The organism is Microbacterium sp. NPDC090014 (assembly GCF_044748285.1).
In the GTDB taxonomy this organism is placed as follows: Bacteria; Actinomycetota; Actinomycetes; order Actinomycetales; family Microbacteriaceae; genus Microbacterium.
Genome location: NZ_JBIVFS010000001.1, coordinates 2,520,300 through 2,545,405, shown reverse-complemented (window position 1 = coordinate 2,545,405; position 25,106 = coordinate 2,520,300). Strand labels below are relative to the sequence as shown.

Below are 25,106 nucleotides of genomic sequence, written 5' to 3'. Positions count from 1 at the left end.
ACACCGTTCAAGTGAACGGTGTTCAGGAAGGTGATGGATGATGGCTCGGCACACAGACGACCTCGGTCGCGAACTCGCGAGGGTGGCGATCTTCGCCGCGCTCATCATCGTCCTCGGAATGGTGACGATCCCGATCCCCGGCGGGGTGCCCATCACCGCGCAGACCCTGGGGGTGATGCTCGCCGGCGCTGTACTCGGCCCGCGGTTGGCCCCGCTCTCGGTGCTCCTCGTGTTGGTGCTGGCAGCGGTCGGGCTCCCCGTCCTCGCCGGTCGCCGTGGCGGTCTCGGCGTCTTCGTCGGTCCGACAGCCGGCTACCTGCTCGGGTGGCTCCTGGGCGTCATCGTCATCGGACTGATCGTGCGCAGCGGTCGGCCCAGCTGGTGGCGGATCGCCCTCGGGGTCGTCGTCGGCGGCATCGTGGTCGTGTACGTCTGCGGGGTGCCCGTCACCGCGCTCGTACTCGGGCTCGACCTGGGACCCACCGCACTGGCGAGTCTCGTCTTCCTCCCCGGCGATCTGCTCAAGGCGGCAGCGGCCACAGCGCTGGTCCTCGCGCTACGGCGCGCGTACCCTCGAGCTTTCGGCACGAGTGCCCCATCCGTTCCGGCATCCGTCCGTGCGGTCTGAGACCTCGACCGGATCGATCTCGGTCGACGATGTCACCGTCGAGCGGGAGGGGCAGCCGATCCTGCGCGATGTGAGCATCGAGCTCACGACGGCGAGGATCGCGGTCATCGGCGCGAACGGTTCAGGAAAGTCCACTTTCGCGCGTCTGCTGAACGGCCTCGTGCTCCCGGATGCAGGGCGTGTCACGGTGCACGGTCTCGATTCTCGTCGGGATGTGAAGGCTCTGCGGCGGCGGGTGGGTTTCGTCTTCACCGATCCGCAGGCGCAGATCCTCATGCCTACGCCTGCCGAGGACCTCGCGCTGTCGCTTCGCGGATCCTCTCGTGCGGACGTCGACAGACGCGTGGCCGCGGCACTCGCCGAGCACGGCTTGACCGATCGGGCGGACGTGCCGGCGTCGGCGCTGTCCGGCGGTCAGAAGCAGATGCTGGCTCTCGCGTCTGTCCTGATCACCGAACCGCAGCTGATCGTCGCCGACGAGCCGACGACCCTGCTGGACCTGCGCAACTCCCGACGGATCGCGGATCTGCTGCTGGCGCTTCCCGCCCAGGTCGTCATCGTCACCCACGACCTCGAGCTCGCAGCGAGGTGCGACCACGCGGTCCTCTTCGAGGCGGGCTCGATCATCGCGTCGGGCGCCCCGCCGGACGTGGTCGCCGAGTATCGCGAGCTGGCCGCGTGATCCAGTCCTATCGGCCGGGGGCGAGTATCGTCCACCGGATGCCGGCGGGCCCCAAGCTCGCCGTCTTCGCCGTGCTCGCGCTCGTCTCGTCCGGCTATCCGCACGATCGATGGAGCGTCACAGCCGCGCTTCTCGTCGTCTGCCTGCTCTATCTCGCCGCCGGCCTTCCGGTGACGACCCTGCTCGTCGAGGCGTGGCGGCTGCGGTGGCTCGTACTGGTTCTCGGGGCCGCACTGTGGATCTTCGCCTCACCGCTCACGGCATGGGTCAGCACGGCCAGGGTGGCATCACTGCTGCTGCTGGCGTCGCTTCTCACGATCACCACCCGGATGGGCGATCTGCTCGCGGTGCTGCATCGGATGCTGAGACCGCTGCGCCGACTGGGCATCGATGCGGATGCCGTCGCGATGACGATCTCACTGACCCTCACGATGATTCCGGTGGTCGCAGGCTTCGCCCATGCGGTCACCGAGGCCCACCTCGCACGCGGCATCCGTCGCGGCGTGCGAGGCGCGGTGCCGCTCATGGTCAGGACACTACGCCACGCGGACGACGTCGGCGACGCTCTCGCCGCTCGCGGTCTCGTGTGATCGGCGGGCGATGCGCAGGGACAGCAGCATCCCGCCGGCGGCGACCGAGGCAGTGAGCACGGTCGTCCCCGCGACGAGGAGCAGGACGACGGAGGCGATGCCCAGGACGGCGGCGATCACGACCCGGTGCGTCCTGTCAGCGGATCGCGGCGACGGCTGCGTCTCGATGCGGGTGAGGGAGGTCGCGATCGCCGCTGTCAGAGTCAGGGCGACGGCGAGCCAGATCGGACGCGACACCCACCAGGAGACGGAACTCGGATCCGGCAGCGCGATTCCGCTGACGAGTGAGGCGACGGCCGAGATCCCCGCCATGGCGAGCAGTACCGGCATGTGCCACAGGTAGATCGTCATGGTGCGGCGATTGACGAAGGCGCAGAACGCGGCGGGGACCGGCCGGTGGCTGAGCTCGTCGATGCGATCGCGCAGAAGCGAGACGGCGCTCAGGTGCACGACGCCGACGAGCAGCAGCGCGGCGGTCGGGGGATTGATGTTCGCGATGAGGTCGGGGGAGTAGATCCCGGTCGCGAACGCTGCGATGAGGGCGGTCAGAGCCGCTGCTCCCACTAGGGCCCGCGTCGCTCGAGGCAGCCGGTCGATCGTGCCGTCGGCGAGGAAGAACCCGATCTGCTGGAGTGCGAGCCACACGAAGGCGAGATTCAGAAACCCCAGTCCCTCGACCCCGGTGCTCGCCCGGGCCACATCGACGCAGACCGATGCCCACACGAGGGCTGCGACGGTGACCAGGGGCCTGCGTGCGTGGGCTCTCGAGAGTGCCGGGAGGAGCGCCTGACAGCCCAGGAAGACTCCGAGGAACCACAGCGGCTGGCTGTAGCGGAAGCCGGCGGTGGCGATGATGTCGGCGGGAACACCTGCGACGTGGAGAGCCGCGAGCGCGACGCCGACGACGGCTATGGCGAACAGTGCGGGCCGGAGCAGGCGATGCACGCGGGCTGCGATGAACTCGGATGCGGTGCCGCCGCGCGCCTGCGACCGCCGGAACGCGATGTGACCGGCGAAGCCTCCGATGATGAAGAACAACGGCATGACCTGGAGGACCCAGCTCATGGGGATGATCCACGAGGTGCCCTCGCTCGCGTTCGCGAAGACCGGGCTGCCGTCGGCGACCGTGACGCCCACCATGATGGCGTGAAGCAGCACGACTCCTGCGACGCAGATCGCTCGCAGCAGGTCGATCGCGGCATCACGACCGGCCGGCAGCGGGGGGCGGGGAGCGATGCGGGGCGGCGCTTCGACGATGGCCATGGAGTCCTCCTCGGATAGGTGTCCGAGAAGCGTATGGACGCGGTGCCGGTCGGGGGATCACCCTCCGGGCTGGTTCGCACCCCTACTGCGGTGTGACCCGGAGCAGCGGTTCAGGAGGGCTCGACGAGACCCGTGTCGTAGGCGAGGATCACGGCGTGCACGCGGTCGCGGAGTCGGAGCTTGGCGAGCACCTTGCCGACATGCGTCTTCACGGTCTGCTCGGCGATGAAGAGGTCGGACGCGATCTCGCTGTTCGACCGTCCGCGACCGATGAGCACCAGCACCTCCCGCTCCCGATCGGTCAGGTCTGCGAGCGAGGTCGCCGCCTTCGCGGTGCGGGGCCGACGTCCGGCGAACTGCTCGATCATGCGCCGCGTCACACTGGGGGCGAGCAGGGCATCGCCGCCGGCGACGACGCGCACGGCGTGCACGAGCTCCTCGGGAAGAGCGTCCTTCAACAGGAATCCGCTCGCGCCGGCCTCGAGCGCGTCGTAGACGTAGTCGTCGATGTCGAAGGTCGTGAGCATGAGGATCCTCGGCACATGAGCCGCAGGGTAGGCGGGTCCGAGGATGCGCCGAGTGGCCTCGATGCCGTCGACCTGCGGCATCCGCACGTCCATCAGGATGACGTCCGGATCGAGGCGGGCAGCGAGGGTGATGGCTTCGGCTCCGTCGGCCGCCTGGCCCGCGACACGGATTCCCTCGTGCGCATCGAGCAGAGCGGCGAATCCGGCGCGCACCATCGCCTGGTCGTCGGCGATGAGGACGCTGATCGTCACGGGTTCTCCTGGGTGATCGGAGCGGTGGTCTCGCTCGATGGACGCTCGTGCAGCGGGAGGGAGGCGATGACCTCCCACCCGCCGTCGGTGGTGGGGCCGGCGGCGAAGGACCCGCCGAGCAGTTCGACGCGCTCACGCATGCCGCGAAGTCCATAGCCTCCGCTGGGGTGAGCCGGTGGGGTGGTGGCGCGGCCGTTGCGGACGCGGATGCCGATGGCTTGGAGATCCGCCTGCAGGCGCACCGTGACGGCGGCGCCGGACGCGTGCCGTACCGCGTTGCTGAGCGCCTCCTGCGCGATGCGGAAGGCGGCGATCTGCACGGCCTGCGGGGCGTCGGTGAACGCGCCCGTCATCTCGAGCCCCACCGTCACGCCGGCGCGCCGGATCGTGTCGACGAGGGCCGGGATGTCGTCGATGCTCTGCTGCGGCGCCAGCTCGGCCGCCTGGTCCTCGGTGCGCAGCACGCCCAGCATCCGCCGCATCTCGGTGAGCGATCCCCGCGCTGTGGCCGCGATGCTCTCGAACTCCGACGTCGCCGCGTCGCCGATCTCGGGGAGTCGGTATCGAGCAGTGGACGCCTGCACCTGGATGACCGACATGCTGTGGGCGATGACGTCGTGCAGTTCGCGAGCGATACGGGTGCGCTCCTCGACGAGCGCGCGGCGGGACTCTTCGAGGGCTGAATGCTCCCGTTCCTTCGTGAGCTCGGCAGATACCCTCACGCGTCCTGCGACCAGTATGGCGACCAGGAACACGGCTGCGGCCACAGACGTGGTCACGATGAGATCTGCCGTGGCGCTGCCTGCCGTCGCCGGAGTGGCGACGATCTCGGGGCGCAGCAGCGGGGCCGTGAGGGAGAGCAGCGCGCCGACGCCGAGCGGGACGACGCCCAGGCGCGCGCCGTGGACGAAGGTCACGACGCCCACGAAGAGGACGAAGGTGACGAGCGCGGGCACCGACCACGGCCACGGCGCCTCGGTCGCCTGATCGGGCACGACCAGCAGCGGGAGCGCGAACGCCGCAGAGCAGAACATCGCGATCGCCCACCGCGGATACCGCAGGGAGAGAAGCGGTGCCGAGCAGAGTGCGACGCCGAGGATGAACGTCAGCGGCAACGCGGTGCCGTACAGCACGGTCTGCAGCGACACGAGCACCGCGAAGAGCGCCAGGCTCGCCACGGCGAGCGCGGCGAGCGCGGCCGTTCGACGGCTGATGCGGGGAGTCCGCGGTGTGCGGGGTGTGCGGGGAAGGCGACGTGCCATGAGTGTCATCCTGCCAGTTGCGGGACGGGGGCGCGTCGACGCCGGGCAGCGGTGACGCGGTCGATGACCAGTCCGATGATGAGAGCGACCCCGATGCCGATCCCGGCGCTGGCGAGGGGCTGATCTTCGATCCATGATCCGGCGAGCAGCCCGATCGCCAGGCTCAGCGCGCTCCAGCCGAGACCGGCCACGACGCTCAGGGGAAGGAAACGCCTCCAGGGGAATCGCAGCGCGCCCGCCGACATGTTCACAGCGACACGGCCGACAGGGATGTATCGAGCGCCGAGGATCAGAGCCGCACTGCGCTGGTCGAGGGCGCGTTCCGCGTGGGCGAAGGCCGAGGCGATCCGCGGTCGATGCATCCACGCCCAGCGGGTCGTGCCGAGTCGACGACCGAGCACGAATGCGATGTTGTCGCCGATGGTCGCGCCGACGGCGGCGACGAGCCCGAGCGGGATCAGCGCCCATGGCTCTCCTGAGGATGCCAGCACGGCGGCTGCCGCCACGAGCACGGTCTCACTCGGAACAGGCGGGAAGAAGCCGTCGATGATCGTCACCGCGAGCAGCACGGCATACAGCCAGGGGGAGGCGACGGTCTGCAGGATGAGCTCGTTGATGACGTCCACCTCAGCAGGCTAGAAAGCGGAGGGCACGCAGGGCATCACCCTGAGGTATCGATCGCATCCACCCGCAGAGGTAGATCTGTGCACAGGCCGACGACTGCACCACGATCCGTACGTCGACTGAACACCCAGCCGAGCGATCTATACTGGGAGTTTGGCCCCTCGGCCTGAACCCCCTTGAAAGAACGGACATCCCGCCTGTGCTTGCCGTGCACGAACTCGAGATCCGCGTGGGCGCACGCCTCCTGATGGAGAACGTGTCGTTCCGTGTGAGCGACGGAGACAAGATCGGTCTCGTCGGCCGCAACGGTGCAGGCAAGACCACGCTCACCAAGGTGCTCGCCGGCGACGTCCTTCCCTCTGGGGGCACGGTGACGCGCTCCGGAGAGCTCGGCTACCTTCCCCAGGATCCCCGTTCGGGCAACCCGGAGGATCTGGCGCGCACGAGGATCCTCGATGCCCGCGGACTCGGACAGCTGAATCTCGGCATGACCGAGGCCTCGCTGGCCATGGGCTCGGAAGACCCCGCCGTGGCCGAGAAGGCGATGAAGCGCTATGCGCGCCTCACCGAGCAGTTCGAGGCACAGGGCGGATACGCCGCAGAAGCCGAGGCGGCATCCATCGCCAACAACCTCTCGCTGCCCGACCGCATCCTCGATCAGCCGCTCTCGACGCTCTCGGGCGGACAGCGTCGTCGCATCGAGCTCGCGCGCATCCTGTTCTCGGATGCGGAGACGATGATCCTCGACGAGCCGACCAACCACCTCGACGCCGACAGCGTCGTGTGGCTGCGCGAGTTCCTCAAGAACTACAAGGGCGGGCTGATCGTGATCAGCCACGACGTCGAGCTCGTCGGCGAGACCGTCAACCGCGTCTTCTACCTCGACGCGAACCGCCAGATCATCGACACCTACAACATGAACTGGAAGAACTACCTGCGCCAGCGGGTGGCCGACGAGGAGCGCCGCAAGAAGGAGCGAGCCAACGCCGAGAAGAAGGCCACCACGCTGCAGCAGCAGGCGGCCCGCTTCGGTGCGAAGGCGTCGAAGGCCGCTGCCGCTCACCAGATGATCGCGCGTGCCGAGAAGCTCCTCGCGGGTCTCGACGAGGTCCGCCAGGAAGACCGGGTGGCGAAGCTCCGCTTCCCCAAGCCCGCCGCCTGCGGCAAGACCCCGATGATGGCGACGGGGCTGTCGAAGTCGTACGGATCGCTCGAGATCTTCACGGATGTCGACCTCGCGATCGACCGCGGATCGAAGGTCGTCGTGCTCGGCCTCAACGGTGCGGGCAAGACCACGCTGCTGAGGATGCTCGCCGGAGTCGACGAGCCGGACACGGGTCAGCTCGAGCCGGGCCACGGACTCAAGGTCGGTTACTACGCGCAGGAGCACGAGAACCTCGACGTGAACCGTTCGGTGCTCGAGAACATGGTCTCGGCCGCTCCGCACATCACGGAGATGGAAGCGCGCAAGGTGCTCGGATCCTTCCTCTTCACCGGCGACGATGTGCTCAAGCCTGCCGGGGTTCTCTCGGGCGGCGAGAAGACGCGTCTCTCGCTGGCAACCCTCGTGGTCTCCTCGGCCAACCTGCTGCTGCTCGATGAGCCCACCAACAACCTCGATCCCGCGTCTCGCGAGGAGATCCTCGGCGCTCTCGCGCACTACGAGGGTGCAGTCGTCCTCGTCTCGCACGACCCCGGTGCGGTGCAGTCGCTCAACCCGGAGCGCGTGCTGATCCTTCCCGACGGTGTCGAGGACCTCTGGAGCCAGGAGTACCAGGACCTCATCGAGCTCGCCTAACGCGTCCGGGGTGGGCCACGTCCGACGGGAGTGGCATAGTCGACAGGGTGACCCATGACGACTCGGACCTTCCCCTCGATCCGCTCAACGACTGGCTCAGAGGACGCCACGCTCTCACCGGCGTCGCTCCGGACTGGGACATCCGCGACCTGCCGGATGACCCGGCGGTCCTGTTCGCCGAGTGGTTGCGCGCCGCCGCCGCAGCCGGGGTGGCGGAACCGCACACGGTGACGCTGGCGACGGTCGACGAGGACGGGATCCCCGATGCGCGCACGCTCATCCTGAAGAGGATCGACGAACGAGGGTGGGCCTTCGCGAGCACGCGGTCGTCCCGTAAGGGGGCGCAGCTCGGCGCAGTGCCGGCAGCGGCCCTGAACTTCTGGTGGCAGCCGCAGGTCCGTGCAGTCCGCGTGCGCGGCCGCGTGGAGGAGGCGACGCCCGAGGAGAGCGCCGCCGACCTCGCTGCTCGCTCGGCGGCCGCACAGGCCGGCATCGCCGACGGGGACTGGGTGCTCTGGCGCATCGTCCCGAGCCGCATCGAGTTCTGGCAGGGGGAGACCGATCGGAACCACACCCGTCTCGTGTACGAGGCATCCGCGGACGGCTGGAGCCGGGCGCTCTCCGGTCGCGCCGCTGACCGCATCGAGGAGGAGGCTCGCGCATGAGCGACTTCCAGGTCATCGAGATCGGTGCGCTGGACGAGTGGCGTGAGCACCACGGCGGCTTCGATGCCGCGCGCTCCCGCGACGGTCGCCGCGTCGTCGACCACGAGCTGACGATGCAGTTCATCGGACTCACCGCGAACGCCCTCGCTCCGGGTGAGGAGGCGGGGTACTGGCACGTTCATTCACGCATCGAGGAGCTCTACGTCTTCCTCGAGGGGCGCGGGCAGATGGGTCTCGACGACGAGATCGTCGAGGTCGGCCCCGGCACCGTGATCAGAGTCGGTCAGGGGGTCGCCCGCACCTGGCGGTCTCACCCTGGCAGTGCGGGGGAGCTCCGCTGGCTGTGCATCCGGGCCGGAGGCCAGGAGCTGCCGCATCTTCCCGATGACAGTGCGCGCCTGCCTGACCGGCCGCTGCCCTGGACCGACTGAACGATGAGCGAGGTTCTCCCGCCTCCGCCGTCAGAGGCCCCGAGCTTCGCCGACGACTTCTCGACGGGGCTCGACGACGAGAAATGGGTCGCCCACTACCTCCCGCATTGGACGGTTCCCGAGAGGTCGGCGGCGCGATATGAGATCGTCGACTCGGTGCTGCGCCTGCGTATCGACAGCGATCAGCTCGATTGGCGGAAGGAGGATGCCCCGCTCCGTGTGTCGAATGTGCAGACCGCGGTGTTCTCCGGATCCGTCGGGTCGGCGCGCGGCACGCACCGACAGCGTCCGGACGGTCTGGAGGTGCGAACGGAGACGCCTCTGCACTTGCTGTTCGCTCCCGCCCGCGGACGCATCGATGTGACCGTCGCCGCGAGCACCGACGAAGGATGCATGCTCGCCGCCTGGCTCGTCGGGATCGAACACCTCTCGGAGAGGGATGCCGGCGAGATCTGCATCTTCGAGATCGACGCGGATGCGGTCTCGAATACGACTCGAGCGCGGACCGGCATCAAGGCGCACGGTGATCCGCGTCTGCAGACCGACATGGCCGAGGTGGTGCTCCCGTTCGACGCGAGTGAGCAGCACACCTGGACAGTCGTCTGGGGTGACGGCGAGACGGTGATCGGCTGCGAGGGGAGGGTGCTGCGGCGGATCCCGCAGTCGCCCGACTATCCGCTGATGCTCCTGATCGATCTCTTCGAGATCGGGACGCCCTCGGGCCGCTACCCCAAGTCCGCCCTCGTCGTGGACGTGCGGGCCTGGGGCTGACCCGCCTCAGCGAGCGTCGAGGAGCTCGTCCTCGACGTCGGCATCGCTGTCACGGCGCCGGGACTTCTTGACGGGTGCCGGCATCCCCTCCACCTCTTCGCGGTGCTTCACGATCTCGGTGCGGATGATGTAGCCGATGAACACGAAGCCCATCAGCGCGAACAGGATCCACTGGATCGCATACGACAGATGCGGGCCGGGGTCGTCGGTGGGGGAGTCGAAGCGGCCCAGGGTGCCTTCGCCCGCCGGTTCCTCGCTCACGATCTGCCCGTACGCGCTCGTGATCACGTCTCCGTCGACCAGCTCGGCGATCGAGGGGAGGTTGATCGTCGGCACCTGGCCCTCGGGAGCGCCGCGTCCCGAGGCCGGCAGCTGCTCTCCGGGACGCAGACGCACGATGACCTCGACCTCTCCGCTCGGAGGCGCAGGAACGGCATCCGGGGAGTCACCGTCACCGGGCGGCACCCATCCGCGGTCGACGATGAACACACGTCCATCGACATCGCGGAACGGCACCAGAACCTCGAACGCACTCGTGCCGCCGTGGGGGCGATTGCGCACGAGGAGCTGGTCATCGGCGATGTACTCGCCGTTCAGGACGACGGGATGCCAGACGTCGCCGGGCTCGAGCGCTCCGTCGGCGCCGATGAGGTCGGACAGCGGGACGGGATCCGCGTCATAGTTCTTCTCGACGAGAGCGATCTGCTCGGATCGCGTCTCGTTGCGCTCGAACTGCCAATTCGACAGGAAGGCGCACCCGACCGCGAAGCCGATCGCGATCAGCACGTACACGGTCCATCGACCCATCCGGGCACTCACGAGGGCACACCATCTCTCACTGTCACGGGGAAGTCTCTGGCCGCCAGGTAGTCGTGGAGGAACGAGACATGCTCGTCGCACGCGAGCCAGATCTTCTCACGGTCGGCGGCATGGATACGCGGATTGCGCCACACCACCTGCGTGGTCGCCGCGCTCCGGCATCCGGCACGCGAGCACTCCAGTCCACTCACTCGCGATCCTGGCGGCTTTCGTGGATGGTGATGACGTGAGGCGGCGGATCCTGTTCGACCGGAAGCGTCGGGGCCGGGGCAGGTGCCTCCAGCTGCTGCACGGGAGATTCCGCCGTCGTCTCGGTGCTGTCGCTTCCTGCGTTCGCGAACACCACCGCGATGTAGGGAAGGAGCGCGGCCGCGAGCGCGAAGACCCATGTGTACCAGCCGTAGGGCTGCACGAACATCATGAGCGCGAAGCAGACGATGCGGATCGTCATCGTGAGCGCGTATCGGCGCACGCGGTGGTCCGCCTCGTCTTTCGGCGACTGCGGAAGCGAGGTGACAGCAGGGACCAGTGGCTTGCTCTTCACGATGAGTCCAGCCTACGCCGGTGCGGGCACCACGGCGCGCCCGTCTGCCGCTCAGGTCGAGAAGAGGAAGGGCAGAGTGAAGGCGCCGAAGAACAGGAACCCGATGACCGTCATGACGATGCCGATGACGAGCACCGCGACCATGATGTACCCCATGATGAGGCCGGCGAAGGCCATGCCGCGTCCGCCGATCGAGGGGTTCGCCTTCGTCTGCCGGAGCGCCATGTGGCCGGTGATCACGGCGACGATCGAGGCGAGCAGAGGCACCACGGCCCAGAAGAGCACGACTCCGGCGATTCCGCAGATCAGCGACGTGACCGCGAGTCCGCTCGCCGGGCGAGGTGCGGGATAGTTCGGTGCTGCGTAGTTCGGTGCCGCGTAGTTCGGGTATCCGGTGGCGGGTTGGCCGGGAGCGGACGTCGGGTATGGCGACGCTGCAGACGCTGAGCCGTAGGGGTATATCGATTCGCCGCCGTGGACAGGCTGGCTCGGCGCGAAGGAAGGCGCGGCGCCCGGGTACGCCTGGGTGGGCGACGCCGGAGGGGCAGTCGGGTACGACGGCGGCTGCGCCGCCGGAGAAGGTGCCTGGTAAGGCTGTGCGGGTGGTGCCGACGCTGCGGGCGGCGGGGGAGTCGGCTGCGGTCCGCCCGAAGGGGTGGGGATGCTGTTGTCGCTCACGGTGGCGCCTTTCGTCGGGTTCAGCGTTCCAGTCGCGGCGTCCGTCTGTCAAACGTCGCCGGTCGGACGGCGGCATCCTCGGTAGGATCGAGGACGACCAGGCCCCGACCCCCAGCGGCCAGATCAGGAGTGGAAATGAGTTCTCGCGTCGTCCTCGTCACCGGCGGCAACCGCGGCATCGGCCGCGCCATCGCAGAGCGGTTCGTCCGTGACGGATACCGCGTCGCAGTGACGGCGCGGAGCGGGGAAGGCCCCGACGGCACGTTGACGGTCCGCGCGGACGTCACGGACGCCGCGGCTCTCGACGCGGCATTCACCGAGGTCGAGCAGCAGCTCGGGCCGGTGGAGATCGTGGTCGCCAACGCGGGGATCACCAAGGACACTCTCCTCCTTCGCATGAGCGAGGACGATTTCGACAGCGTCGTCGCCACCAACCTCGGCGGAACGTTCCGTGTCGTCAAGCGCGCGTCCAAGGGCATGCTGCGGGCTCGTTTCGGACGCGTCGTCCTCATCTCGAGCGTCGTGGGCCTGTACGGCTCGGCGGGGCAGGTGAACTACTCCGCATCGAAAAGTGCACTCGTGGGCTTCGCGCGATCGCTGACCCGCGAACTCGGCGGACGCGGCATCACCGCGAACGTCGTCGCGCCGGGCTTCATCGAGACCGACATGACCGCAGAGCTGCCCGAGGAGACTCAGAAGCAGTACAAGGCGAACATTCCCGCCGGACGCTTCGCCACACCTGACGAGGTCGCGGGCGTGGTCACCTGGCTCGCGGGCGACGACGCCGGCTACATCTCGGGCGCGGTCATCCCCGTCGACGGCGGCCTCGGGATGGGGCACTGAGCCGAGACCGACGCCCTGTCGTCACCGACGGGAGACCGCCGCGTCGATGAGCTCGGCCAAGCGGCCCGGAACCGAGAACTGCGGCCAGTGACCTGAGCCGATGCGGATGACCTCGGCATCGCCGATCGCTCGGAATTCATCCGCGTACGGGCCCCATTGCTCGAGCTCCGACTCGAGAGTCTCCTGATCCATCGCGCCCATCAGCAGTGTCACGGGGACCCCGTGGCGCTGCTCCGAGCGCAGCTCGATCGGATCGGTGGGCACCCGCGCGGGAACGCTCCGAGCGAGCGGAGCGGTGCGGGCGCGGGTCGAGTCGTCGAGGTCGTCGACGTCTTCGGCGGGGAAGTAGTCCCACCCCGGGAAGGGGACGACGCCGTCCGCGACCTCGAATTCGCTGATGCCGAACCCGGAGGGCGGCGGCACCGTGTCGACGAAGACGACCCGCGAGACGAGGTCGGGCCGTGCGTCGGCGACGCCCCAGGCGACGTTGCCGCCGCCGCTGTGACCGACGACGGCCACGGGTGCCCCGATGTCGTCGACCGCGGCCACGGCGGCATCGACCCACTCGGCGATTCCGATGTCGGAGGAAGCGGCGGCGGGGAGACCGACGCCGGGCATCGTCAGGGGATGCACCGAGTGCCCCGCGCGTTCGAGATCGGCGGTCACCTCGCTCCAACTGGACGCGTCGAGCCAGAGACCGGGGATGAGGATGATGTCCATGCCCCGACGCTAGACGGGGCCTCGGACATCCGCTAGGGCAGCAGCGCGATGACCTCGGAGAGGTCCTGCGGGCCGATCACGAGACTCGCCGCCGCGCGGACGGCAGGCTTCGCATTGAACGCCAGTCCGAGACCGGCGACGGCCATCATCTGCAGGTCGTTGGCTCCGTCCCCGATCGCGATGGTGGCGTGACAGGGGACCCCGAGCTCGTCGGCCCATTGCTGCAGTGAGGCGGCTTTCACGGCGGCATCCACGATCTCGCCATCGACGCGGCCGGCCAGGGCGCCGTCCACGATCTCGAGGCGGTTGGCGCGCCACCGGTCGACGCCGAGCCCGGGGGCGACGTCGTCGAGGATCTCGTGGAACCCTCCGGACACGACTCCCACGACACCGCCGCGCTCATGGACGGCCGCAGTGAGCTCGCGCACCCCAGGGGTCGGCTCTATGCGCGCCAGCACGCGCGCGAACCCCGACACCGGTACGCCTTCGAGCGCAGCGACGCGGGAGCGCAGGCTGGTGGCGAAGTCGATCTCGCCGCGCATCGCGGCTTCGGTGGCCGCCTGCACCTCGGGGCCCCGCCCGACCTCATCGGCGATCAGTTCGATCACCTCGTTGCGGATGAGGGTGGAATCGGCATCGAGGACGACGAGGAAACGCGCGGCAGTCACGCCTTCGAGCCTATCGACAGCAGAACGGCCCGCTGTGCAGCCGCGTATCGCGGCGACACCGTCACCTCTCGATGAACAGGCCCTTGCCCACCACGGTGATGCCCGACTCGGTCACGGTGAACCCGCGAGCCAGATCTCGCTCGCGGTCGACGCCGACGGTCGCACCGTCCGCCAGGACCACGTTCTTGTCGAGGATGGCTCGATGGACTCTCGATCCCGCTCCCACCCGCACACCGTCGAAGACGACGGAGTCGGTGATGGTGGATCCTCCTCCGGCGAGTGTCCACGGACCCACGACGCTGCGCTCCAGATGAGTGCCCGAGAGCACGGATCCGAGCGACACGATCGAGTCGATCGCATTGCCGATGCGCCCGACGGAGTCGCGCACGAACTTCGCGGGCGGCGAGTTCACGGCCTGCGAGTGGATCGGCCACTCCATGTTGTAGAGGTTGAAGATCGGAAGCGTGGAGATCAGGTCCATGTGCGCGTCGAAGAAGGAGTCGATCGTACCCACGTCGCGCCAGTACGAGCGGTCGCGCGGCGATGAGCCGGGGACGTCGTTCCGCTTCATGTCGTAGTAGCCGGCCTCGCCTCGATCGACGAAATACGGCACGATGTCGCCGCCCATGTCATGCCCGGAGGTCGGCGATTCGCCGTCTGCCTCGACCGCGGCGATCAGCGCATCCGCGTCGAAGATGTAGTTGCCCATCGAAGCGAGCACTTCGTGGGGCGAGTCCTCGAGGCCGGCGATGTCGGTCGGCTTCTCGAGGAACTGCTTGATGCGGCCGGACTCGGTGTCGGCGTCGATGACCCCGAACTGGGACGCCATGGCGAGCGGTTGGCGGATGCCCGCGACGGTGGCCTTCGCGCCGGACTCGATGTGGGCGTCGAGCATCTGTCGGAAGTCCATGCGGTAGACGTGGTCGGCGCCGATCACGACGACGATGTCGGGCTTCTCGTCGTTGATGAGGTTCAGGCTCTGCAGGATCGCATCGGCCGAGCCCGAGAACCAGCGCTTTCCGAGACGCTGCTGCGCGGGCACCGAGGTCACGTACGAGTCGAGGAGAGCTGACATGCGCCACGTCTGCGAGATGTGGCGATCGAGGCTGTGCGACTTGTACTGCGTGAGTACGACGATCTGGCGCAGACCCGAGTTGATGAGGTTCGAGATCGCGAAATCGATCAATCGGTACTGTCCGCCGAAAGGCACTGCAGGTTTGGCCCGATCGGCTGTGAGGGGCATGAGACGCTTTCCCTCGCCGCCGGCGAGGATGATGCCGAAGATCTTCTTTGGTGCGGACATGCACCAACCATAGATGCGATTCGGCTCGGCTAACTAGCATCTGGACAACTGAGTCACTACCGTCTAGACATGCGCGTCGAGATGATCACGAAGGAATACCCGCCGGAGATCTACGGAGGTGCCGGTGTGCACGTCGCCGAGCTCGTCACGGCCCTGCGGCAGAATATCGATGTACACGTCAGGGCCTTCGGAGCTCCTCGTGACGAGGCGAGCACTTTCGCCTATCGGACACCCTCGGGACTGGCCTCCGCGAACCCCGCGCTGCAGACGCTCGGGACGGACCTCGAGATCGTCGCCGCGATCTCGGACGCCGATCTCGTGCACAGTCACACCTGGTACGCGAACTTCGCCGGGCACATCGCCTCGCAGCTTCACGGCATCCCGCACGTCCTCACCGCGCACAGCCTGGAACCGCTGCGCCCGTGGAAGGCCGAGCAGCTGGGCGGGGGATACGCGGTGTCGAGCGGAATCGAGAAGCTCGCGTACGAGAACGCGGCGGCGGTGATCGCTGTCAGCGCCGGCATGCGCGAGGACATCCTGCGGAGCTACCCGTCGGTCGACCCGACCCGGGTGCGCGTGATCCACAACGGCATCGACGTGGATCGCTGGCGGCCGGTGCAGAACCCGGCGTTCCTCGAGTCGGTCGGTATGGATCCGACCAGGCCGTCCGTCGTGTTCGTCGGCCGGATCACCCGGCAGAAGGGCCTGCCGTACCTCCTTCAGGCCGCTCGTCTGCTGCCCCCGGAGGTCCAGCTCATCCTCTGCGCCGGCGCGCCGGACACCCCCGAGATCATGGCGGAGGTGCAGGAGGGCGTGCGGCTTCTCCAGCAGACCCGCGAGGGCGTCGTCTGGATCGATCGGATGCTGCCGCGCGACGAGCTGTCGGCCATCCTCACCGCGGCGACGACATTCGTGTGCCCGTCCGTCTACGAGCCGCTGGGAATCGTGAACCTCGAGGCCATGGCCTGCGGCGCTGCCGTCGTCGGCACGGCGACCGGCGGCATCCCCGAAGTCGTCGACGACGGGGTCACCGGCCGCCTGGTGCCGATCGAGCAGCTCCAGGACGGCACGGGGACGCCGGTCGATCCGGAGCGCTACGTCGCCGACCTCGCTGACGTGCTCACCGAGGTGACGTCCGATCCCGAGCGAGCCCGTGCCTACGGCGCGGCCGGCCGGGAGCGGGCTCGCGACGAGTTCAGCTGGGGCGCGATCGCCGACACCACGCGCGCGCTGTACGCGGAGCTGACCGCCTGAGCCGATAGGCTGGAGGCATGTCGAGCGCTCTGGAATTCACCGACGTCGTCGTGCGCCGCGAGGGGCGCAACATCATCGATCACGTGACCTGGCAGGTCGACGATGATCAGCGGTGGGTGATCCTCGGACCCAACGGCGCAGGCAAGACGACGCTGCTCCAGCTGGCTGACACGCTGATGCACCCGACGTCCGGAACCGTCACGGTGCTGGGAGAGACCCTCGGACGCACGGATGTGTTCGAGCTGCGCCCGCGCATCGGCTTCGCGTCCTCCGCGATGGCGAAGCGCGTGCCGCGCGAAGAGACGGTTCTGAACACGGTGCTCACAGCGGCATACTCCGTGCTCGGGCGATGGAACGAGAGCTATGAGGACATCGACGAACGTCGTGCGCTGCGCGTCCTCGGCGACTGGCGACTCGACCACCTCGCCGACCGGACCTTCGGCACGCTGAGTGACGGCGAGCAGAAGCGCGTGCAGATCGCCCGCGCCGTGATGACCGACCCCGAGCTGCTGCTGCTCGACGAGCCGACCGCGTCTCTCGACCTCGGCTCTCGCGAGGAGCTCCTTGCACTCCTGAGCGGCTATGCGTCGTCGCCGACGACGCCGGCGATGCTGATGGTCACGCACCACGTCGAGGAGATCCCGGTCGGATTCACTCATGTGCTGCTGATGCGCGAGGGGCGCATCGTCGCCGCCGGGCCCGTCGCCGAGACTCTGACGGCCGAGGCTCTGACCGAGACGTTCGGCATGCCGATCGTCCTCAGCAGCGAAGAGGGTCGATATGCGGCCCGCGCGGCATCCTGATGCGCATCTGATAGAATCAATCCTTGGTGCTCTCTGCACCGCAGACTTCCCTCGTCCCTGGCACAATCCAGGGCAGCAACTAAGGAATCCCATGAAGACTGACATTCACCCCGTGTACAAGGCTGTCGTGTTCCGCGACCTCGGCTCGGGCGAGACGTTCCTCACCCGTTCGACTGTCTCGAGCGACAAGACCATCGAGCTCGACGGCGTCGAGTACCCGGTGATCGACGTCGAGATCTCCTCGGCATCGCACCCGTTCTACACGGGCAAGCAGCGCATCATGGACTCGGCCGGTCGCGTCGAGAAGTTCAACCAGCGCTTCAAGGGCTTCGGCGGATCGTCCAAGTAACGACCCCCGCGATCGAAGGCCCCGTGTTCCTCGGAACACGGGGCCTTCGTCGTCTGCAGTGGGTTCGTCTTCTGCGGTCGGAGAGCGCGCGAGTCGTCACACGTCGATGACGATGCGCTCTCCGTCGATGCGGCCCAGCGGGTCGCCAGGGGCCGGTGCGGGGGCGGTGCGCTGAGTCTGACGGTCTCGCTCGGCACCGGCTTCGTGCGCCGACGGCATCCACACCGCGTCGAACGATCCGCCCAGGCCGCCGCCCGCGCTCTCGTACTTCTTCTCGAGCGGAGTACGGGAGTAGACCGCCACGATCACCACCACGGCCGCGGTCGCGGCGACGAGGAGGATCGCGATCGTCAGCAGGGTCCCGAGAATGTCGGCCATGACTCCAGGCTAGGCGGGACGACTCCGATCGGCATCCGTCTGCAGGAGGATCCTCAGCGGATGCGTCGGCCCTGGGCGAGATCGATGAGATGCGTCAGCACGGGACCCGACCGCAGGCCGTTGTGCTCGTGTTCGCTCGTCACCCAGAGCTTCACGCCCGGCAGCAGGCGCGCGGTCTCGAGGGAGTACTCCAGCGGCACGTAGACGTCGTTCACGTACACGGCGGCCGCGCCCGTCGCACCCGAGGTGGCGATGGCGACCTCGTCGTAGATGCGCGGCCACTCGAACTCGGCGAGCGCGAGCGTCACATCGCGCCACGGCCGGAAGGCCGGCACGGTCTCGGTCCAGTCGCGGCGGATGTGCTCTCCGGTGAACAGCGTGACGTCGTCCCGGAAGTCCTGGGGCTCCGTGCGCTCGGCGGACCAGCGGGTCGCGTGTCCGCTGGCGTAGCTCGACTCGTGGAAGACGAAGTAGAGCGGGTTGCGCCCGCTGTAGGGCAGCGCGTGCATGAGGTCGTGGCGGAACGCGTTCGATGCGGCATCTCGCTCCAGGAGCGACCACAGGGTCTGCCAGCCCTCGTTCGTGCCGAGCGCCGAACCCACAGAGCGCAGTCGAGACGGCGAGACCACCTCGCCGTCGGGGAGCACGATGTCGCCGGCCGCTGCCCGGTCGACCAGACCCCGCATGACGTCGCGATGCTGCGGGAATCGCCGGTAGTACTGCTCGGAGGCCGCGCGCATCTTGTCATAGCAGAGCGCGTACACCTCGTCAGGATGACGATCGACGGCGCTCAGGCCGCCCGTGATGAAGACGTCCGCCAGCGAGTCCGCATCGGTGGAGAGATAGGCCAAGGTCGTGAACCCGCCGAACGACTGGCCGAGCACGCTCCACGTCTCAGCGCTGAGGTGCTCGCGCATCGCCTCGCAGTCCCGGACGATCGAGTCCGCGCGGAGATGGGTCAGGTACTCGGCCACTGCCTCGGAGCCTCGTGCGAGGTCGCCGTCGCCCACGGGCGTGGACAGGCCGGTGCCGCGCTGGTCGAGCATCACGACGCGGTAGTGCGCGAGGGCCTCGTCGAGCCAGGCGGGGGAGGATGAGGCGTGGAAGGGTCGCGGCGCTTCGTGACCGGGGCCGCCCTGCAGGTAGACGAGGAAGGGGAGTCGCTCGCCTCCCTCGCGGGTGACGACGCGGGCGAAGATGTCGATCGTGCGGGTGTCTGCGGCGTCGCCCCAGACGAGCGGCACGGTCAGCGTGTGCTCCTCGATCGTGAGGTCGAAGAGGCGGTGGATGGTGGTGGTCATGTCACATCACATTCCCGATGTAGGAGTACTTGACGAAGACCTCCGAGGCGATGTCGGCCTCGTGGAGCACGCCCTGCACTGCGTTCATCATGTAGTTCGAATCCCACCCCATGTAGAGGTGGTGCGTCTCGTCCAGCTGGTCCCATTGACCCTTCCAGGCCATGGTGTCGTAGATCGGACCGCCGTGAGCGGCGCAGTACGACACGGCTGCCGCGCGGGTGTCGGTCCAGGAGCGGCGGAAGACGCGGTTGAAGAGGTGCTTGACGTCGAAGACCTCCCAGCGCTCTCCGCGGTATTCGACGTACTCGAACTCGCGTTCCCACCCGGCGGGCCATCCACGGCGGCGGACGGCATCGAGGATGGGAGTGAGGCCGTCGTCATCGATCTCCGGCAGTGCGGGGCGGGCCCAGATCCGCAGCAGGTCCGCGGTCAGGCGGATCGTGCGCTGCGAGATGGCCGCGGTGCCCCAGGTGTCGGTGGCCGCGAGCGCCTTCGTCTCGGCGATCGTGCTGCGGGCGTACGCGGAGTCGCGCTTGACGGAATAGGACTCTCCGAAGACCCGCTCCGAAAGACGCTGCTCGAGAAGCGTGAGGTTGCCGAGCGTGGGTGCGAGAGCACGATGCGCGTTGCGTTCGTCGTCCGAGTACTCGATCCACTGGCGCACGCCGTCGCCGGACCAGCTGTCGCTGGGCACTGTGGGCACGATGTGCTCGACATCGAAGTCGATCGGGTCATCGACCCCCTCGATGCGGCCCAGCACGTATGCCGGGTGCGCGAGCTCGCTGTACTTCACCACCGCACTCACCCGTTCGTCAGACGGGGTGATGCGGGCGAAGGCGCGAGCCAGGGCGTCGCGCCCATGCGCACGTGCGCGGCAGAGACGGGCGACCAGGCGCTCGTTCGGAAGATTGACGAGCGTCCGCCGCAGGTACATCGCCTGGATCCACTCGAGAGTCTCGACGAGCTCATCCCGCTCGATCAGACCTCGGGCGTGCTCGCTGAAGACGCTGAGGACGAGAGGGTAGGACGCCCGGCCGAAGGTGTTGACGTAGCGCAATTGCCGGGCGATCTCCGGGTTCTGCTCGCGCGAAGGATCGAGCAGGATGCCGTAGATCTCCGCGTAGTGGCGCCAGACCTCAGCATCCGCCTGCAGATGGTCCAGGTCGACGCGAGGGAACGACTGCCGGAACGCGCTGTAGACGCCGTGCTCGCCGTTGGCGGCGACCTCCCGTCCCGTCGTCATCACCAGGTAGTGCCGCCAGAAGGCTCCGATCGCCTCTCCGGTGTGCCGTTCGATCGGAAGCCAGAACCGCTCCTCGACCTCGAGCTGCTCCGTGTGGGTCAGGCCCATGAGCATGTAGTTGTGGATGAGCTCGTGGTCGCGCAGCGGCTCGCCCGTCGAGTTCAGGCTCGCGAAGATCTGCTGGGCGTTCGCGTCGGCACCGAGCGTGATCGACACGTGCTCGAGCTTCTGCAGGCCGGCCCAGATGAGCGGGGCTTCATCGGCGTGCACCTGGCTGCGGAAGAACGCGTAGTTGTCATCGAACCGCGACTCGCGGTCGGCGTGGCCGTCGCGTTCGAGCACCACGGATTCGTAGAGCTCGGCCCACGCGTCGTGCGGGCGCAGCTTCGTGCGGGTGGGGTCGTCGGGGCGCACGAGCACGCGGTCGAGATCGGCGGCGAGCCGGGGGTCGGAGTCCTGGACCGCATGCCGAAGGGCCGCGACCAGCAGCATCAGCGTGGTGATGCGCTGCTGCCCGTCGATCAGGACGAGGTCGGTGTCGGCATCGCTGTCGTCGGCCGCCGACAGGATCGACCCGATGAAGTGGCGGTGGGATGAGTCCTCGCGGGCGACCGCACGGACGTCCGAGAGAAGCTGCTCGCACCCGCCGATGTCCCACCGGTACTGGCGCTGGTACACCGGCACGACGATGGTCGTGGAGTCCTCTGCGAGCCACTCGATCGTGTTGACAGCTGTCGCCTCGACGTTGGTCGCAGTGCTCATGCTGGTGTCTCGTCCTCCCGTAACGCCCGGCGCCGAGGAGTCGCCAGGCGCCCGATTCAGTCTATTCGCTTATTCACGGCGGCCCTCGGCGGCGCTCCAGAGGTGCCCTGTTAGGCTTGCCTTATCAGGGCCTGTTAAAACGTGCTGGCCCCCGATGAAGGGACATGACCTAGATCATGGGATACATCAAATCGAAGGCGCTCGAAGACAAGGGCTTCGTCGTGCTCGACAGCTACGACCAGGAGCTCGACCCCAAGGAGTGGCTCGACATCGAGTACAACGACTGGAAGTCGTCGGGCGACACCCGCTTCGCGCCGCTCGCCAGCGCCAAGGGCGAGATCGAGTGCAACGGCTTCTGGAACCACAAGCCGCCGCGCACCGACAAGGACGGCGTCTGGATCGACTCGCAGACGGCGAAGGCTCCGAACCTCACGAGTCGCGCACAGGAGCCCGGCGCCAACGTCGGTCGCTGCCGCGTCATCGAGCTGCAGCCGACCCCGTACGGCGAGTGCCTGTACAACCTCCACCAGGACGACAACAACCGCCTGAACCCCGACGGCACCGGATGGGTCGTGCGCGGATTCTTCAACCTCAGCGACGACAAGGACAGCTTCTTCGTCCTGCGCGAGAACCGCACGGACCCGAGCATCGAGTACCGCATCGCCCTGCCCGCCGGTGCACAGCTCATCGTCGACACGCAGCGTCTGTGGCACGCCGCGACGCACGTGGGCACCGAGCCCCGCTACTGCCTCATCACGTCGTGGACGTCCGGCCCTGAGCTCGACGCCTACATCGAGAAGTACCACGGCACCCAGGACGTGCCGAACGTCGAGGTACCGCAGGAGGTCCTCGAGGCGGGCTACGCCGAGCAGGCTCGCCGTGACGCCGCCCGTGCCGCGTACTACGCCGCCAAGGGGCAGCAGGTCAAGCAGGCCATGAGCGAGGCCTGAGCCTCATCCGAATCAGGACCGGCGACGGTCCGAAGGCCCCGGTCCTCGCGACCGGGGCCTTCTTCGTGGAGTCACATGCTTGTGATTTCGCCTGGTCTGGGCGAGAATAGCCCCATAACCGCATATTCACGCCAGTTCTCGGTGTTTCAGGTCGTTGGGGAAGACGCACCTGATGAAACGGAGAGATCATGGCGACGGCTTACGCACGCGGAGTGGTGTTCATCCACTCTGCACCTCGCGCGCTCTGCCCGCACCTGGAATGGGCGGTAGGACGCGCCATCGGTCGTGCGGTGAACTTCGACTGGAGCGACCAGCCCGTGCTCGACGGCGCACGCCGTGCCGAGTTCTACTGGGATGGTCCGGTCGGCACGGGCGCTGCTCTCGCGACCGCGATCCGCGGGTGGGAGCATCTCCGCTTCGAGGTGACCGAGGATCCGACTCCTCGCAGTGACGGCGGGCGCTGGCTGCACACTCCCGACCTCGGGATCCACTACGCCCAGACGGATGCGGCCGGCAACATCGTCATCGGCGAGGACCGCATCCGCTACGCGATGGAGATCGCGGCCGGGAGCGCGACCGAGCTGCAGCGTGAACTCGACATCGCACTCGGCTCGGCCTGGGACGAGGAGCTGGAGCCGTTCCGCCACGCGAGCGATGACGCGCGTGTCGTGTGGCTGCACAAGGTCGGCTAGGCAGCCGCCCACAGACCTGGAAGGGGAAGGCGCGAGTATCGGATGCCGGTGAGCGATCCCGGACGCTGAGAAGGCGAATTCCCTTTCCATACATGACGAGGACCCCGCCCCTGGACAACAGGGACGGGGTCCTCGTCCGTCAGATGACGGCTGACCGGGCCATGTCGGTGCGGGCTGTGGTTCCGCCGGACATCACGTCGTCCCACGCGAGCCGCAGTCGCTGCATCGCCTCGGCGGTGCGCTCCGGGGGCAGCGTGATCGGGATGCGCAGGCGCCGCTCGAGCACGCCACCCGTGGAGAAGCGAGGTCCGGGCGGGAGGATCAGCCCGTGATCACGTGCGGCCAGCGACAACTCCGTCGAGACGGTAGCGCCGAGATCGAGCCAGGCGGACAGTCCGCCGTTCGTCTGAGGCATCGAGAGGCTCTCGATCGATTCGAGTCCCACCGCCACGGCATCCCGACCCGCGTGCAGGCGTGACGCGACGTGCGAGGTGAGAGCGGGCATCTCGCGCAGCAGCTCGATGGCGATGCACTGCTCGAGCAGCGCCGTGCCGAGCTCGAACGAGGGGCGGACGGCGAGCAGGCGGGTGATCATCGCGCGGTCGGCACGGATCCAGCCGATGCGCATGCCGCCCCAGGCGATCTTCGACATCGAGCCGACGGTGATCACGCGCGGGCCGAACGCCGCGAGAGGACGTGGAGACCAGCCGCGATCGATGTCGAGCTCCGCGGTCGTCTCGTCGACGACGAGATGGGTCCCGACGCTCTGCGCCGTCGACGCTATGCGTGACCGGGCCGTGTCGGGCAGCGTCGCGCCGGTGGGATTGTGGAAGTCGGGGATCAGATAGGCCAGGTGGGGGCGACTGCGAAGAAGCGTGTCGGCGATGTGGCGCTCATCCCACCCGGTGACATCCACCGGAGTCGGCACCAGTCGGTAGCCATGGCGGTGGAGCGCCTCGAGAGCGTGCGGGAAGGTCGGCTGCTCGACGAGTGCACGCTCTCCGCGTCGGCCGATCGTCGCGAGCACCAGGTTGAACGCGTGGAGAGCGCCGGACGTGATCATGATCTCGTCGGCATCCGTCGGGAGCCCCCGCTGCGTGAAGCGCTCGGCGACTGCGTCACGCAGCTCGGGGAGGCCCTGCAGCGAGTATCCGCTCGTGCCGCGCAGCGCGGCCAGACGGGGGAGCGATCGTACCGTCGCGTCGTACAGCCCCGGCGTCGAATCCATCGAGGCGATCGACAGATCGATCGCCGAGGCGTCAGCCACAGGACCGACACGTGCTGCGGTGTGCGGAAGCGTGACACGGGTGCTGCCTCCGTGCCGTCGCGAGACGTAGCCGTCGACCTCGAGGAGCCCGTACACGCGGGTCGTGGTGGAGCGGGACCGCCGCAGCTCGAGGGCGAGCGCTCGCTCGGACGGCAGACGCTCGCCCACCGTCAGTCGACCGTCGAGGATCAGCGCACGGATCTGTTCGGCCAGGGCCTTCGCTGTACCGCCGGCGACGTTCTGTGCGCCGAGCTGCTGGACGAGTCGTGAGGTCATCTGTCCAGCATGCCGCAAAGTGGCCTGAGGAAAGCAGGCCACTTCTCGTCGAGTGGACGTCTGGCGCGCATCCGCGGCGGGTGCACGATGGAAGGATGCAGCTCCGTTCCGTCTTCCTCCCCATCGCAGCCACCAGTCGTCGTGACGTCGTCGAGCGCATCGTCCAGCTGCTCGTCGGGCTGTTCCTCTACGGTATGGCACTCGGTCTGATGGTGCGCGGAGGCATCGGCGTCGCGCCCTGGGATGTCCTCGCTCTCGGCATCGCCGGCAACGCAGGCATCGGCTACGGGGTGGTGACGGTGCTCGTCTCCGTGCTGGTGCTGCTCCTGTGGATCCCCCTGCGGCAGCGCGTCGGTCTCGGCACGCTGCTCAATGCACTGCTCGTCGGACCGAGTGCAGATCTCGCACTCTTCCTCCTCCCCGTGCCCCCGTCGGTGTGGGTGGGTGCCCCGATGTTCGTGGCGGGGCTGCTGCTCCTCGCGTTCGCCACCGGGCTCTACATCGCCGCGGACTTCGGTCCCGGCCCGCGCGACGGCCTCATGACGGGTCTCGTCGGGCGAACGGGCTGGCCGGTCTGGCTCGTCCGCACTCTGATCGAGGGCAGCGTGCTGCTGATCGGGTTCCTGCTCGGCGGGCCTGTGGGCGTGGGAACCGTGCTCTTCGCGTTCGGGGTGGGGCCGCTGATCGGGTGGTTCCTGCCCTGGACGACGAGGGTGCGGGCCGCTCGCTCACGGCAGCTCGCCCGCGCGTAGTCCCACCGCTG

Annotated in this window: 29 protein-coding genes; 14 read left to right on the top strand and 15 right to left on the bottom strand. The window is 68.2% G+C overall.

The window, feature by feature from the left end; all coding sequences use genetic code 11:
- Nucleotides 1-37: 37 nt before the first annotated feature.
- From ACIPV5_RS12190 to ACIPV5_RS12180, 3 genes are read left to right on the top strand one after another with little or no spacing between them, the layout of a single operon-like run.
- Complete coding sequence (locus ACIPV5_RS12190; RefSeq protein WP_400341113.1) at nucleotides 38-628, top strand: biotin transporter BioY; 591 nt, start codon at nucleotides 38-40, stop codon at nucleotides 626-628.
- Nucleotides 618-1,310, top strand: coding sequence for an energy-coupling factor ABC transporter ATP-binding protein (locus ACIPV5_RS12185; RefSeq protein ID WP_400341112.1), 693 nt, complete (start codon nucleotides 618-620; stop codon nucleotides 1,308-1,310). The genes ACIPV5_RS12190 and ACIPV5_RS12185 overlap by 11 nt, the downstream gene beginning before the upstream one ends.
- Before the next feature lie 38 nt (nucleotides 1,311-1,348).
- Nucleotides 1,349-1,900, top strand: a complete 552-nt coding sequence (locus ACIPV5_RS12180; protein ID WP_320488535.1) for an energy-coupling factor transporter transmembrane component T — start codon at nucleotides 1,349-1,351, stop codon at nucleotides 1,898-1,900.
- Here the strand turns inward: ACIPV5_RS12180 and ACIPV5_RS12175 are convergent.
- From ACIPV5_RS12175 to ACIPV5_RS12160, 4 genes are all read right to left on the bottom strand, one after another.
- Complete coding sequence (locus ACIPV5_RS12175) at nucleotides 1,847-3,163, bottom strand: acyltransferase (protein ID WP_400341111.1); 1,317 nt, start codon at nucleotides 3,161-3,163, stop codon at nucleotides 1,847-1,849. The two genes, ACIPV5_RS12180 and ACIPV5_RS12175, sit on opposite strands and share 54 nt — an antisense overlap.
- Nucleotides 3,164-3,273: 110 nt before the next feature.
- Nucleotides 3,274-3,942 (bottom strand): response regulator transcription factor, encoded by a 669-nt coding sequence (locus ACIPV5_RS12170; protein ID WP_053096436.1) that lies wholly within the window; start codon nucleotides 3,940-3,942, stop codon nucleotides 3,274-3,276.
- Nucleotides 3,939-5,204, bottom strand: a complete 1,266-nt coding sequence (locus ACIPV5_RS12165) for a sensor histidine kinase (RefSeq protein WP_400341110.1) — start codon at nucleotides 5,202-5,204, stop codon at nucleotides 3,939-3,941. The genes ACIPV5_RS12170 and ACIPV5_RS12165 overlap by 4 nt, the downstream gene beginning before the upstream one ends.
- 5 nt (nucleotides 5,205-5,209) lie before the next feature.
- Entirely contained in the window at nucleotides 5,210-5,830 is a 621-nt protein-coding gene (locus ACIPV5_RS12160; protein ID WP_400341109.1) for a DedA family protein, read from the bottom strand.
- A gap of 197 nt (nucleotides 5,831-6,027) precedes the next feature.
- On the opposite strand from ACIPV5_RS12160, the gene ACIPV5_RS12155 reads away from it, so the two are divergent.
- The 4 genes from ACIPV5_RS12155 to ACIPV5_RS12140 are packed head-to-tail and all read left to right on the top strand — an operon-like array spanning nucleotide 6,028 to nucleotide 9,493.
- Entirely contained in the window at nucleotides 6,028-7,626 is a 1,599-nt protein-coding gene (locus ACIPV5_RS12155; RefSeq protein WP_053096429.1) for an ABC-F family ATP-binding cassette domain-containing protein, read from the top strand.
- Nucleotides 7,627-7,673: 47 nt separating this feature from the next.
- Complete coding sequence (locus ACIPV5_RS12150) at nucleotides 7,674-8,291, top strand: pyridoxamine 5'-phosphate oxidase family protein (RefSeq protein ID WP_400341108.1); 618 nt, start codon at nucleotides 7,674-7,676, stop codon at nucleotides 8,289-8,291.
- Nucleotides 8,288-8,722, top strand: coding sequence for a cupin domain-containing protein (locus ACIPV5_RS12145; protein WP_285363216.1), 435 nt, complete (start codon nucleotides 8,288-8,290; stop codon nucleotides 8,720-8,722). The genes ACIPV5_RS12150 and ACIPV5_RS12145 overlap by 4 nt, the downstream gene beginning before the upstream one ends.
- Nucleotides 8,723-8,725: 3 nt before the next feature.
- Complete coding sequence (locus ACIPV5_RS12140; RefSeq protein WP_400341106.1) at nucleotides 8,726-9,493, top strand: hypothetical protein; 768 nt, start codon at nucleotides 8,726-8,728, stop codon at nucleotides 9,491-9,493.
- Between the two features lie 6 nt (nucleotides 9,494-9,499).
- Here the strand turns inward: ACIPV5_RS12140 and ACIPV5_RS12135 are convergent, their stop codons facing one another.
- The 4 genes from ACIPV5_RS12135 to ACIPV5_RS12120 are packed head-to-tail and all read right to left on the bottom strand — an operon-like array spanning nucleotide 9,500 to nucleotide 11,534.
- Nucleotides 9,500-10,300 (bottom strand): SURF1 family protein, encoded by an 801-nt coding sequence (locus tag ACIPV5_RS12135; protein WP_053096422.1) that lies wholly within the window; start codon nucleotides 10,298-10,300, stop codon nucleotides 9,500-9,502.
- A gap of 8 nt (nucleotides 10,301-10,308) precedes the next feature.
- Complete coding sequence (locus tag ACIPV5_RS12130; protein WP_187249736.1) at nucleotides 10,309-10,503, bottom strand: hypothetical protein; 195 nt, start codon at nucleotides 10,501-10,503, stop codon at nucleotides 10,309-10,311.
- Nucleotides 10,500-10,856: a DUF3099 domain-containing protein gene (locus ACIPV5_RS12125; RefSeq protein ID WP_072591374.1), complete on the bottom strand. Its 357-nt coding sequence runs from the start codon at nucleotides 10,854-10,856 to the stop codon at nucleotides 10,500-10,502. The genes ACIPV5_RS12130 and ACIPV5_RS12125 overlap by 4 nt, the downstream gene beginning before the upstream one ends.
- Nucleotides 10,857-10,907: 51 nt before the next feature.
- On the bottom strand, nucleotides 10,908-11,534 hold the full coding sequence (locus ACIPV5_RS12120) for a DUF4190 domain-containing protein (RefSeq protein ID WP_400341105.1): 627 nt from the start codon (nucleotides 11,532-11,534) through the stop codon (nucleotides 10,908-10,910).
- Between the two features lie 135 nt (nucleotides 11,535-11,669).
- On the opposite strand from ACIPV5_RS12120, the gene ACIPV5_RS12115 reads away from it, so the two are divergent.
- The gene (locus ACIPV5_RS12115) at nucleotides 11,670-12,377 is read left to right on the top strand and encodes a beta-ketoacyl-ACP reductase (protein ID WP_400341104.1); all 708 of its coding nucleotides are present in this window, start codon (nucleotides 11,670-11,672) and stop codon (nucleotides 12,375-12,377) included.
- 21 nt (nucleotides 12,378-12,398) lie between these two features.
- Here the strand turns inward: ACIPV5_RS12115 and ACIPV5_RS12110 are convergent, their stop codons facing one another.
- The 3 genes from ACIPV5_RS12110 to glgC all read right to left on the bottom strand — a co-directional run bounded on the left by ACIPV5_RS12110 (nucleotide 12,399) and on the right by glgC (nucleotide 15,068).
- Nucleotides 12,399-13,097 (bottom strand): alpha/beta fold hydrolase, encoded by a 699-nt coding sequence (locus ACIPV5_RS12110; protein WP_072591371.1) that lies wholly within the window; start codon nucleotides 13,095-13,097, stop codon nucleotides 12,399-12,401.
- Between the two features lie 32 nt (nucleotides 13,098-13,129).
- Nucleotides 13,130-13,765, bottom strand: a complete 636-nt coding sequence (gene serB, locus ACIPV5_RS12105; protein WP_400341103.1) for a phosphoserine phosphatase SerB — start codon at nucleotides 13,763-13,765, stop codon at nucleotides 13,130-13,132.
- A gap of 61 nt (nucleotides 13,766-13,826) precedes the next feature.
- Complete coding sequence (gene glgC, locus ACIPV5_RS12100) at nucleotides 13,827-15,068, bottom strand: glucose-1-phosphate adenylyltransferase (RefSeq protein ID WP_053096406.1); 1,242 nt, start codon at nucleotides 15,066-15,068, stop codon at nucleotides 13,827-13,829.
- A gap of 69 nt (nucleotides 15,069-15,137) precedes the next feature.
- Between glgC and glgA the strand changes: the two genes are divergently transcribed.
- From glgA to ACIPV5_RS12085, 3 genes are all read left to right on the top strand, one after another.
- Complete coding sequence (gene glgA / locus ACIPV5_RS12095) at nucleotides 15,138-16,322, top strand: glycogen synthase (protein WP_400341102.1); 1,185 nt, start codon at nucleotides 15,138-15,140, stop codon at nucleotides 16,320-16,322.
- A gap of 17 nt (nucleotides 16,323-16,339) precedes the next feature.
- Nucleotides 16,340-17,125, top strand: coding sequence for an ABC transporter ATP-binding protein (locus ACIPV5_RS12090; protein ID WP_053096402.1), 786 nt, complete (start codon nucleotides 16,340-16,342; stop codon nucleotides 17,123-17,125).
- Nucleotides 17,126-17,216: 91 nt separating this feature from the next.
- A complete protein-coding gene (locus ACIPV5_RS12085) occupies nucleotides 17,217-17,474 on the top strand; it encodes a type B 50S ribosomal protein L31 (RefSeq protein ID WP_042537536.1) in 258 nt (85 codons plus the stop codon).
- A 96-nt stretch (nucleotides 17,475-17,570) separates the two neighbouring features.
- Here the strand turns inward: ACIPV5_RS12085 and ACIPV5_RS12080 are convergent, their stop codons facing one another.
- From ACIPV5_RS12080 to ACIPV5_RS12070, 3 genes are read right to left on the bottom strand one after another with little or no spacing between them, the layout of a single operon-like run.
- Nucleotides 17,571-17,852: a hypothetical protein gene (locus tag ACIPV5_RS12080; RefSeq protein ID WP_053096401.1), complete on the bottom strand. Its 282-nt coding sequence runs from the start codon at nucleotides 17,850-17,852 to the stop codon at nucleotides 17,571-17,573.
- Nucleotides 17,853-17,905: 53 nt separating this feature from the next.
- Nucleotides 17,906-19,153, bottom strand: a complete 1,248-nt coding sequence (locus ACIPV5_RS12075) for an alpha/beta fold hydrolase (protein WP_285363208.1) — start codon at nucleotides 19,151-19,153, stop codon at nucleotides 17,906-17,908.
- Nucleotide 19,154: 1 nt separating this feature from the next.
- Nucleotides 19,155-21,158, bottom strand: coding sequence for a DUF262 domain-containing protein (locus ACIPV5_RS12070; protein WP_400341101.1), 2,004 nt, complete (start codon nucleotides 21,156-21,158; stop codon nucleotides 19,155-19,157).
- Nucleotides 21,159-21,334: 176 nt separating this feature from the next.
- Between ACIPV5_RS12070 and ACIPV5_RS12065 the strand changes: the two genes are divergently transcribed.
- Nucleotides 21,335-22,108, top strand: a complete 774-nt coding sequence (locus ACIPV5_RS12065; RefSeq protein ID WP_400341100.1) for a hypothetical protein — start codon at nucleotides 21,335-21,337, stop codon at nucleotides 22,106-22,108.
- A gap of 188 nt (nucleotides 22,109-22,296) precedes the next feature.
- Entirely contained in the window at nucleotides 22,297-22,800 is a 504-nt protein-coding gene (locus ACIPV5_RS12060) for a DUF3145 domain-containing protein (protein ID WP_053096393.1), read from the top strand.
- A 139-nt stretch (nucleotides 22,801-22,939) separates the two neighbouring features.
- On the opposite strand, the gene ACIPV5_RS12055 is transcribed toward ACIPV5_RS12060, so the two are convergent.
- Nucleotides 22,940-24,343, bottom strand: a complete 1,404-nt coding sequence (locus ACIPV5_RS12055) for a PLP-dependent aminotransferase family protein (RefSeq protein WP_400341099.1) — start codon at nucleotides 24,341-24,343, stop codon at nucleotides 22,940-22,942.
- A 95-nt stretch (nucleotides 24,344-24,438) separates the two neighbouring features.
- Here ACIPV5_RS12055 and ACIPV5_RS12050 point away from each other — a divergent pair, with 95 nt between their 5' ends.
- Nucleotides 24,439-25,095 (top strand): YitT family protein, encoded by a 657-nt coding sequence (locus ACIPV5_RS12050; protein WP_400341098.1) that lies wholly within the window; start codon nucleotides 24,439-24,441, stop codon nucleotides 25,093-25,095.
- Nucleotides 25,096-25,106: the final 11 nt, after the last annotated feature.

Excerpts from the sequence above, each read along its gene's own strand:
- ACIPV5_RS12190 (WP_400341113.1), top strand. The coding sequence starts at position 38 with ATGATGGCTCGGCACACAGACGACCTCGGTCGCGAACTCGCGAGGGTG.
- ACIPV5_RS12180 (WP_320488535.1), top strand. The coding sequence starts at position 1,349 with ATGCCGGCGGGCCCCAAGCTCGCCGTCTTCGCCGTGCTCGCGCTCGTC.
- ACIPV5_RS12175 (WP_400341111.1), bottom strand. The coding sequence starts at position 3,163 with ATGGCCATCGTCGAAGCGCCGCCCCGCATCGCTCCCCGCCCCCCGCTG.
- ACIPV5_RS12165 (WP_400341110.1), bottom strand. The coding sequence starts at position 5,204 with ATGGCACGTCGCCTTCCCCGCACACCCCGCACACCGCGGACTCCCCGC.
- ACIPV5_RS12145 (WP_285363216.1), top strand. The coding sequence starts at position 8,288 with ATGAGCGACTTCCAGGTCATCGAGATCGGTGCGCTGGACGAGTGGCGT.
- ACIPV5_RS12140 (WP_400341106.1), top strand. The coding sequence starts at position 8,726 with ATGAGCGAGGTTCTCCCGCCTCCGCCGTCAGAGGCCCCGAGCTTCGCC.
- ACIPV5_RS12135 (WP_053096422.1), bottom strand. The coding sequence starts at position 10,300 with ATGGGTCGATGGACCGTGTACGTGCTGATCGCGATCGGCTTCGCGGTC.
- ACIPV5_RS12115 (WP_400341104.1), top strand. The coding sequence starts at position 11,670 with ATGAGTTCTCGCGTCGTCCTCGTCACCGGCGGCAACCGCGGCATCGGC.
- ACIPV5_RS12110 (WP_072591371.1), bottom strand. The coding sequence starts at position 13,097 with ATGGACATCATCCTCATCCCCGGTCTCTGGCTCGACGCGTCCAGTTGG.
- glgC (WP_053096406.1), bottom strand. The coding sequence starts at position 15,068 with ATGTCCGCACCAAAGAAGATCTTCGGCATCATCCTCGCCGGCGGCGAG.
- glgA (WP_400341102.1), top strand. The coding sequence starts at position 15,138 with ATGCGCGTCGAGATGATCACGAAGGAATACCCGCCGGAGATCTACGGA.
- ACIPV5_RS12090 (WP_053096402.1), top strand. The coding sequence starts at position 16,340 with ATGTCGAGCGCTCTGGAATTCACCGACGTCGTCGTGCGCCGCGAGGGG.
- ACIPV5_RS12085 (WP_042537536.1), top strand. The coding sequence starts at position 17,217 with ATGAAGACTGACATTCACCCCGTGTACAAGGCTGTCGTGTTCCGCGAC.
- ACIPV5_RS12080 (WP_053096401.1), bottom strand. The coding sequence starts at position 17,852 with ATGGCCGACATTCTCGGGACCCTGCTGACGATCGCGATCCTCCTCGTC.
- ACIPV5_RS12075 (WP_285363208.1), bottom strand. The coding sequence starts at position 19,153 with ATGACCACCACCATCCACCGCCTCTTCGACCTCACGATCGAGGAGCAC.
- ACIPV5_RS12070 (WP_400341101.1), bottom strand. The coding sequence starts at position 21,158 with ATGAGCACTGCGACCAACGTCGAGGCGACAGCTGTCAACACGATCGAG.
- ACIPV5_RS12065 (WP_400341100.1), top strand. The coding sequence starts at position 21,335 with ATGGGATACATCAAATCGAAGGCGCTCGAAGACAAGGGCTTCGTCGTG.
- ACIPV5_RS12060 (WP_053096393.1), top strand. The coding sequence starts at position 22,297 with ATGGCGACGGCTTACGCACGCGGAGTGGTGTTCATCCACTCTGCACCT.
- ACIPV5_RS12055 (WP_400341099.1), bottom strand. The coding sequence starts at position 24,343 with ATGACCTCACGACTCGTCCAGCAGCTCGGCGCACAGAACGTCGCCGGC.
- ACIPV5_RS12050 (WP_400341098.1), top strand. The coding sequence starts at position 24,439 with ATGCAGCTCCGTTCCGTCTTCCTCCCCATCGCAGCCACCAGTCGTCGT.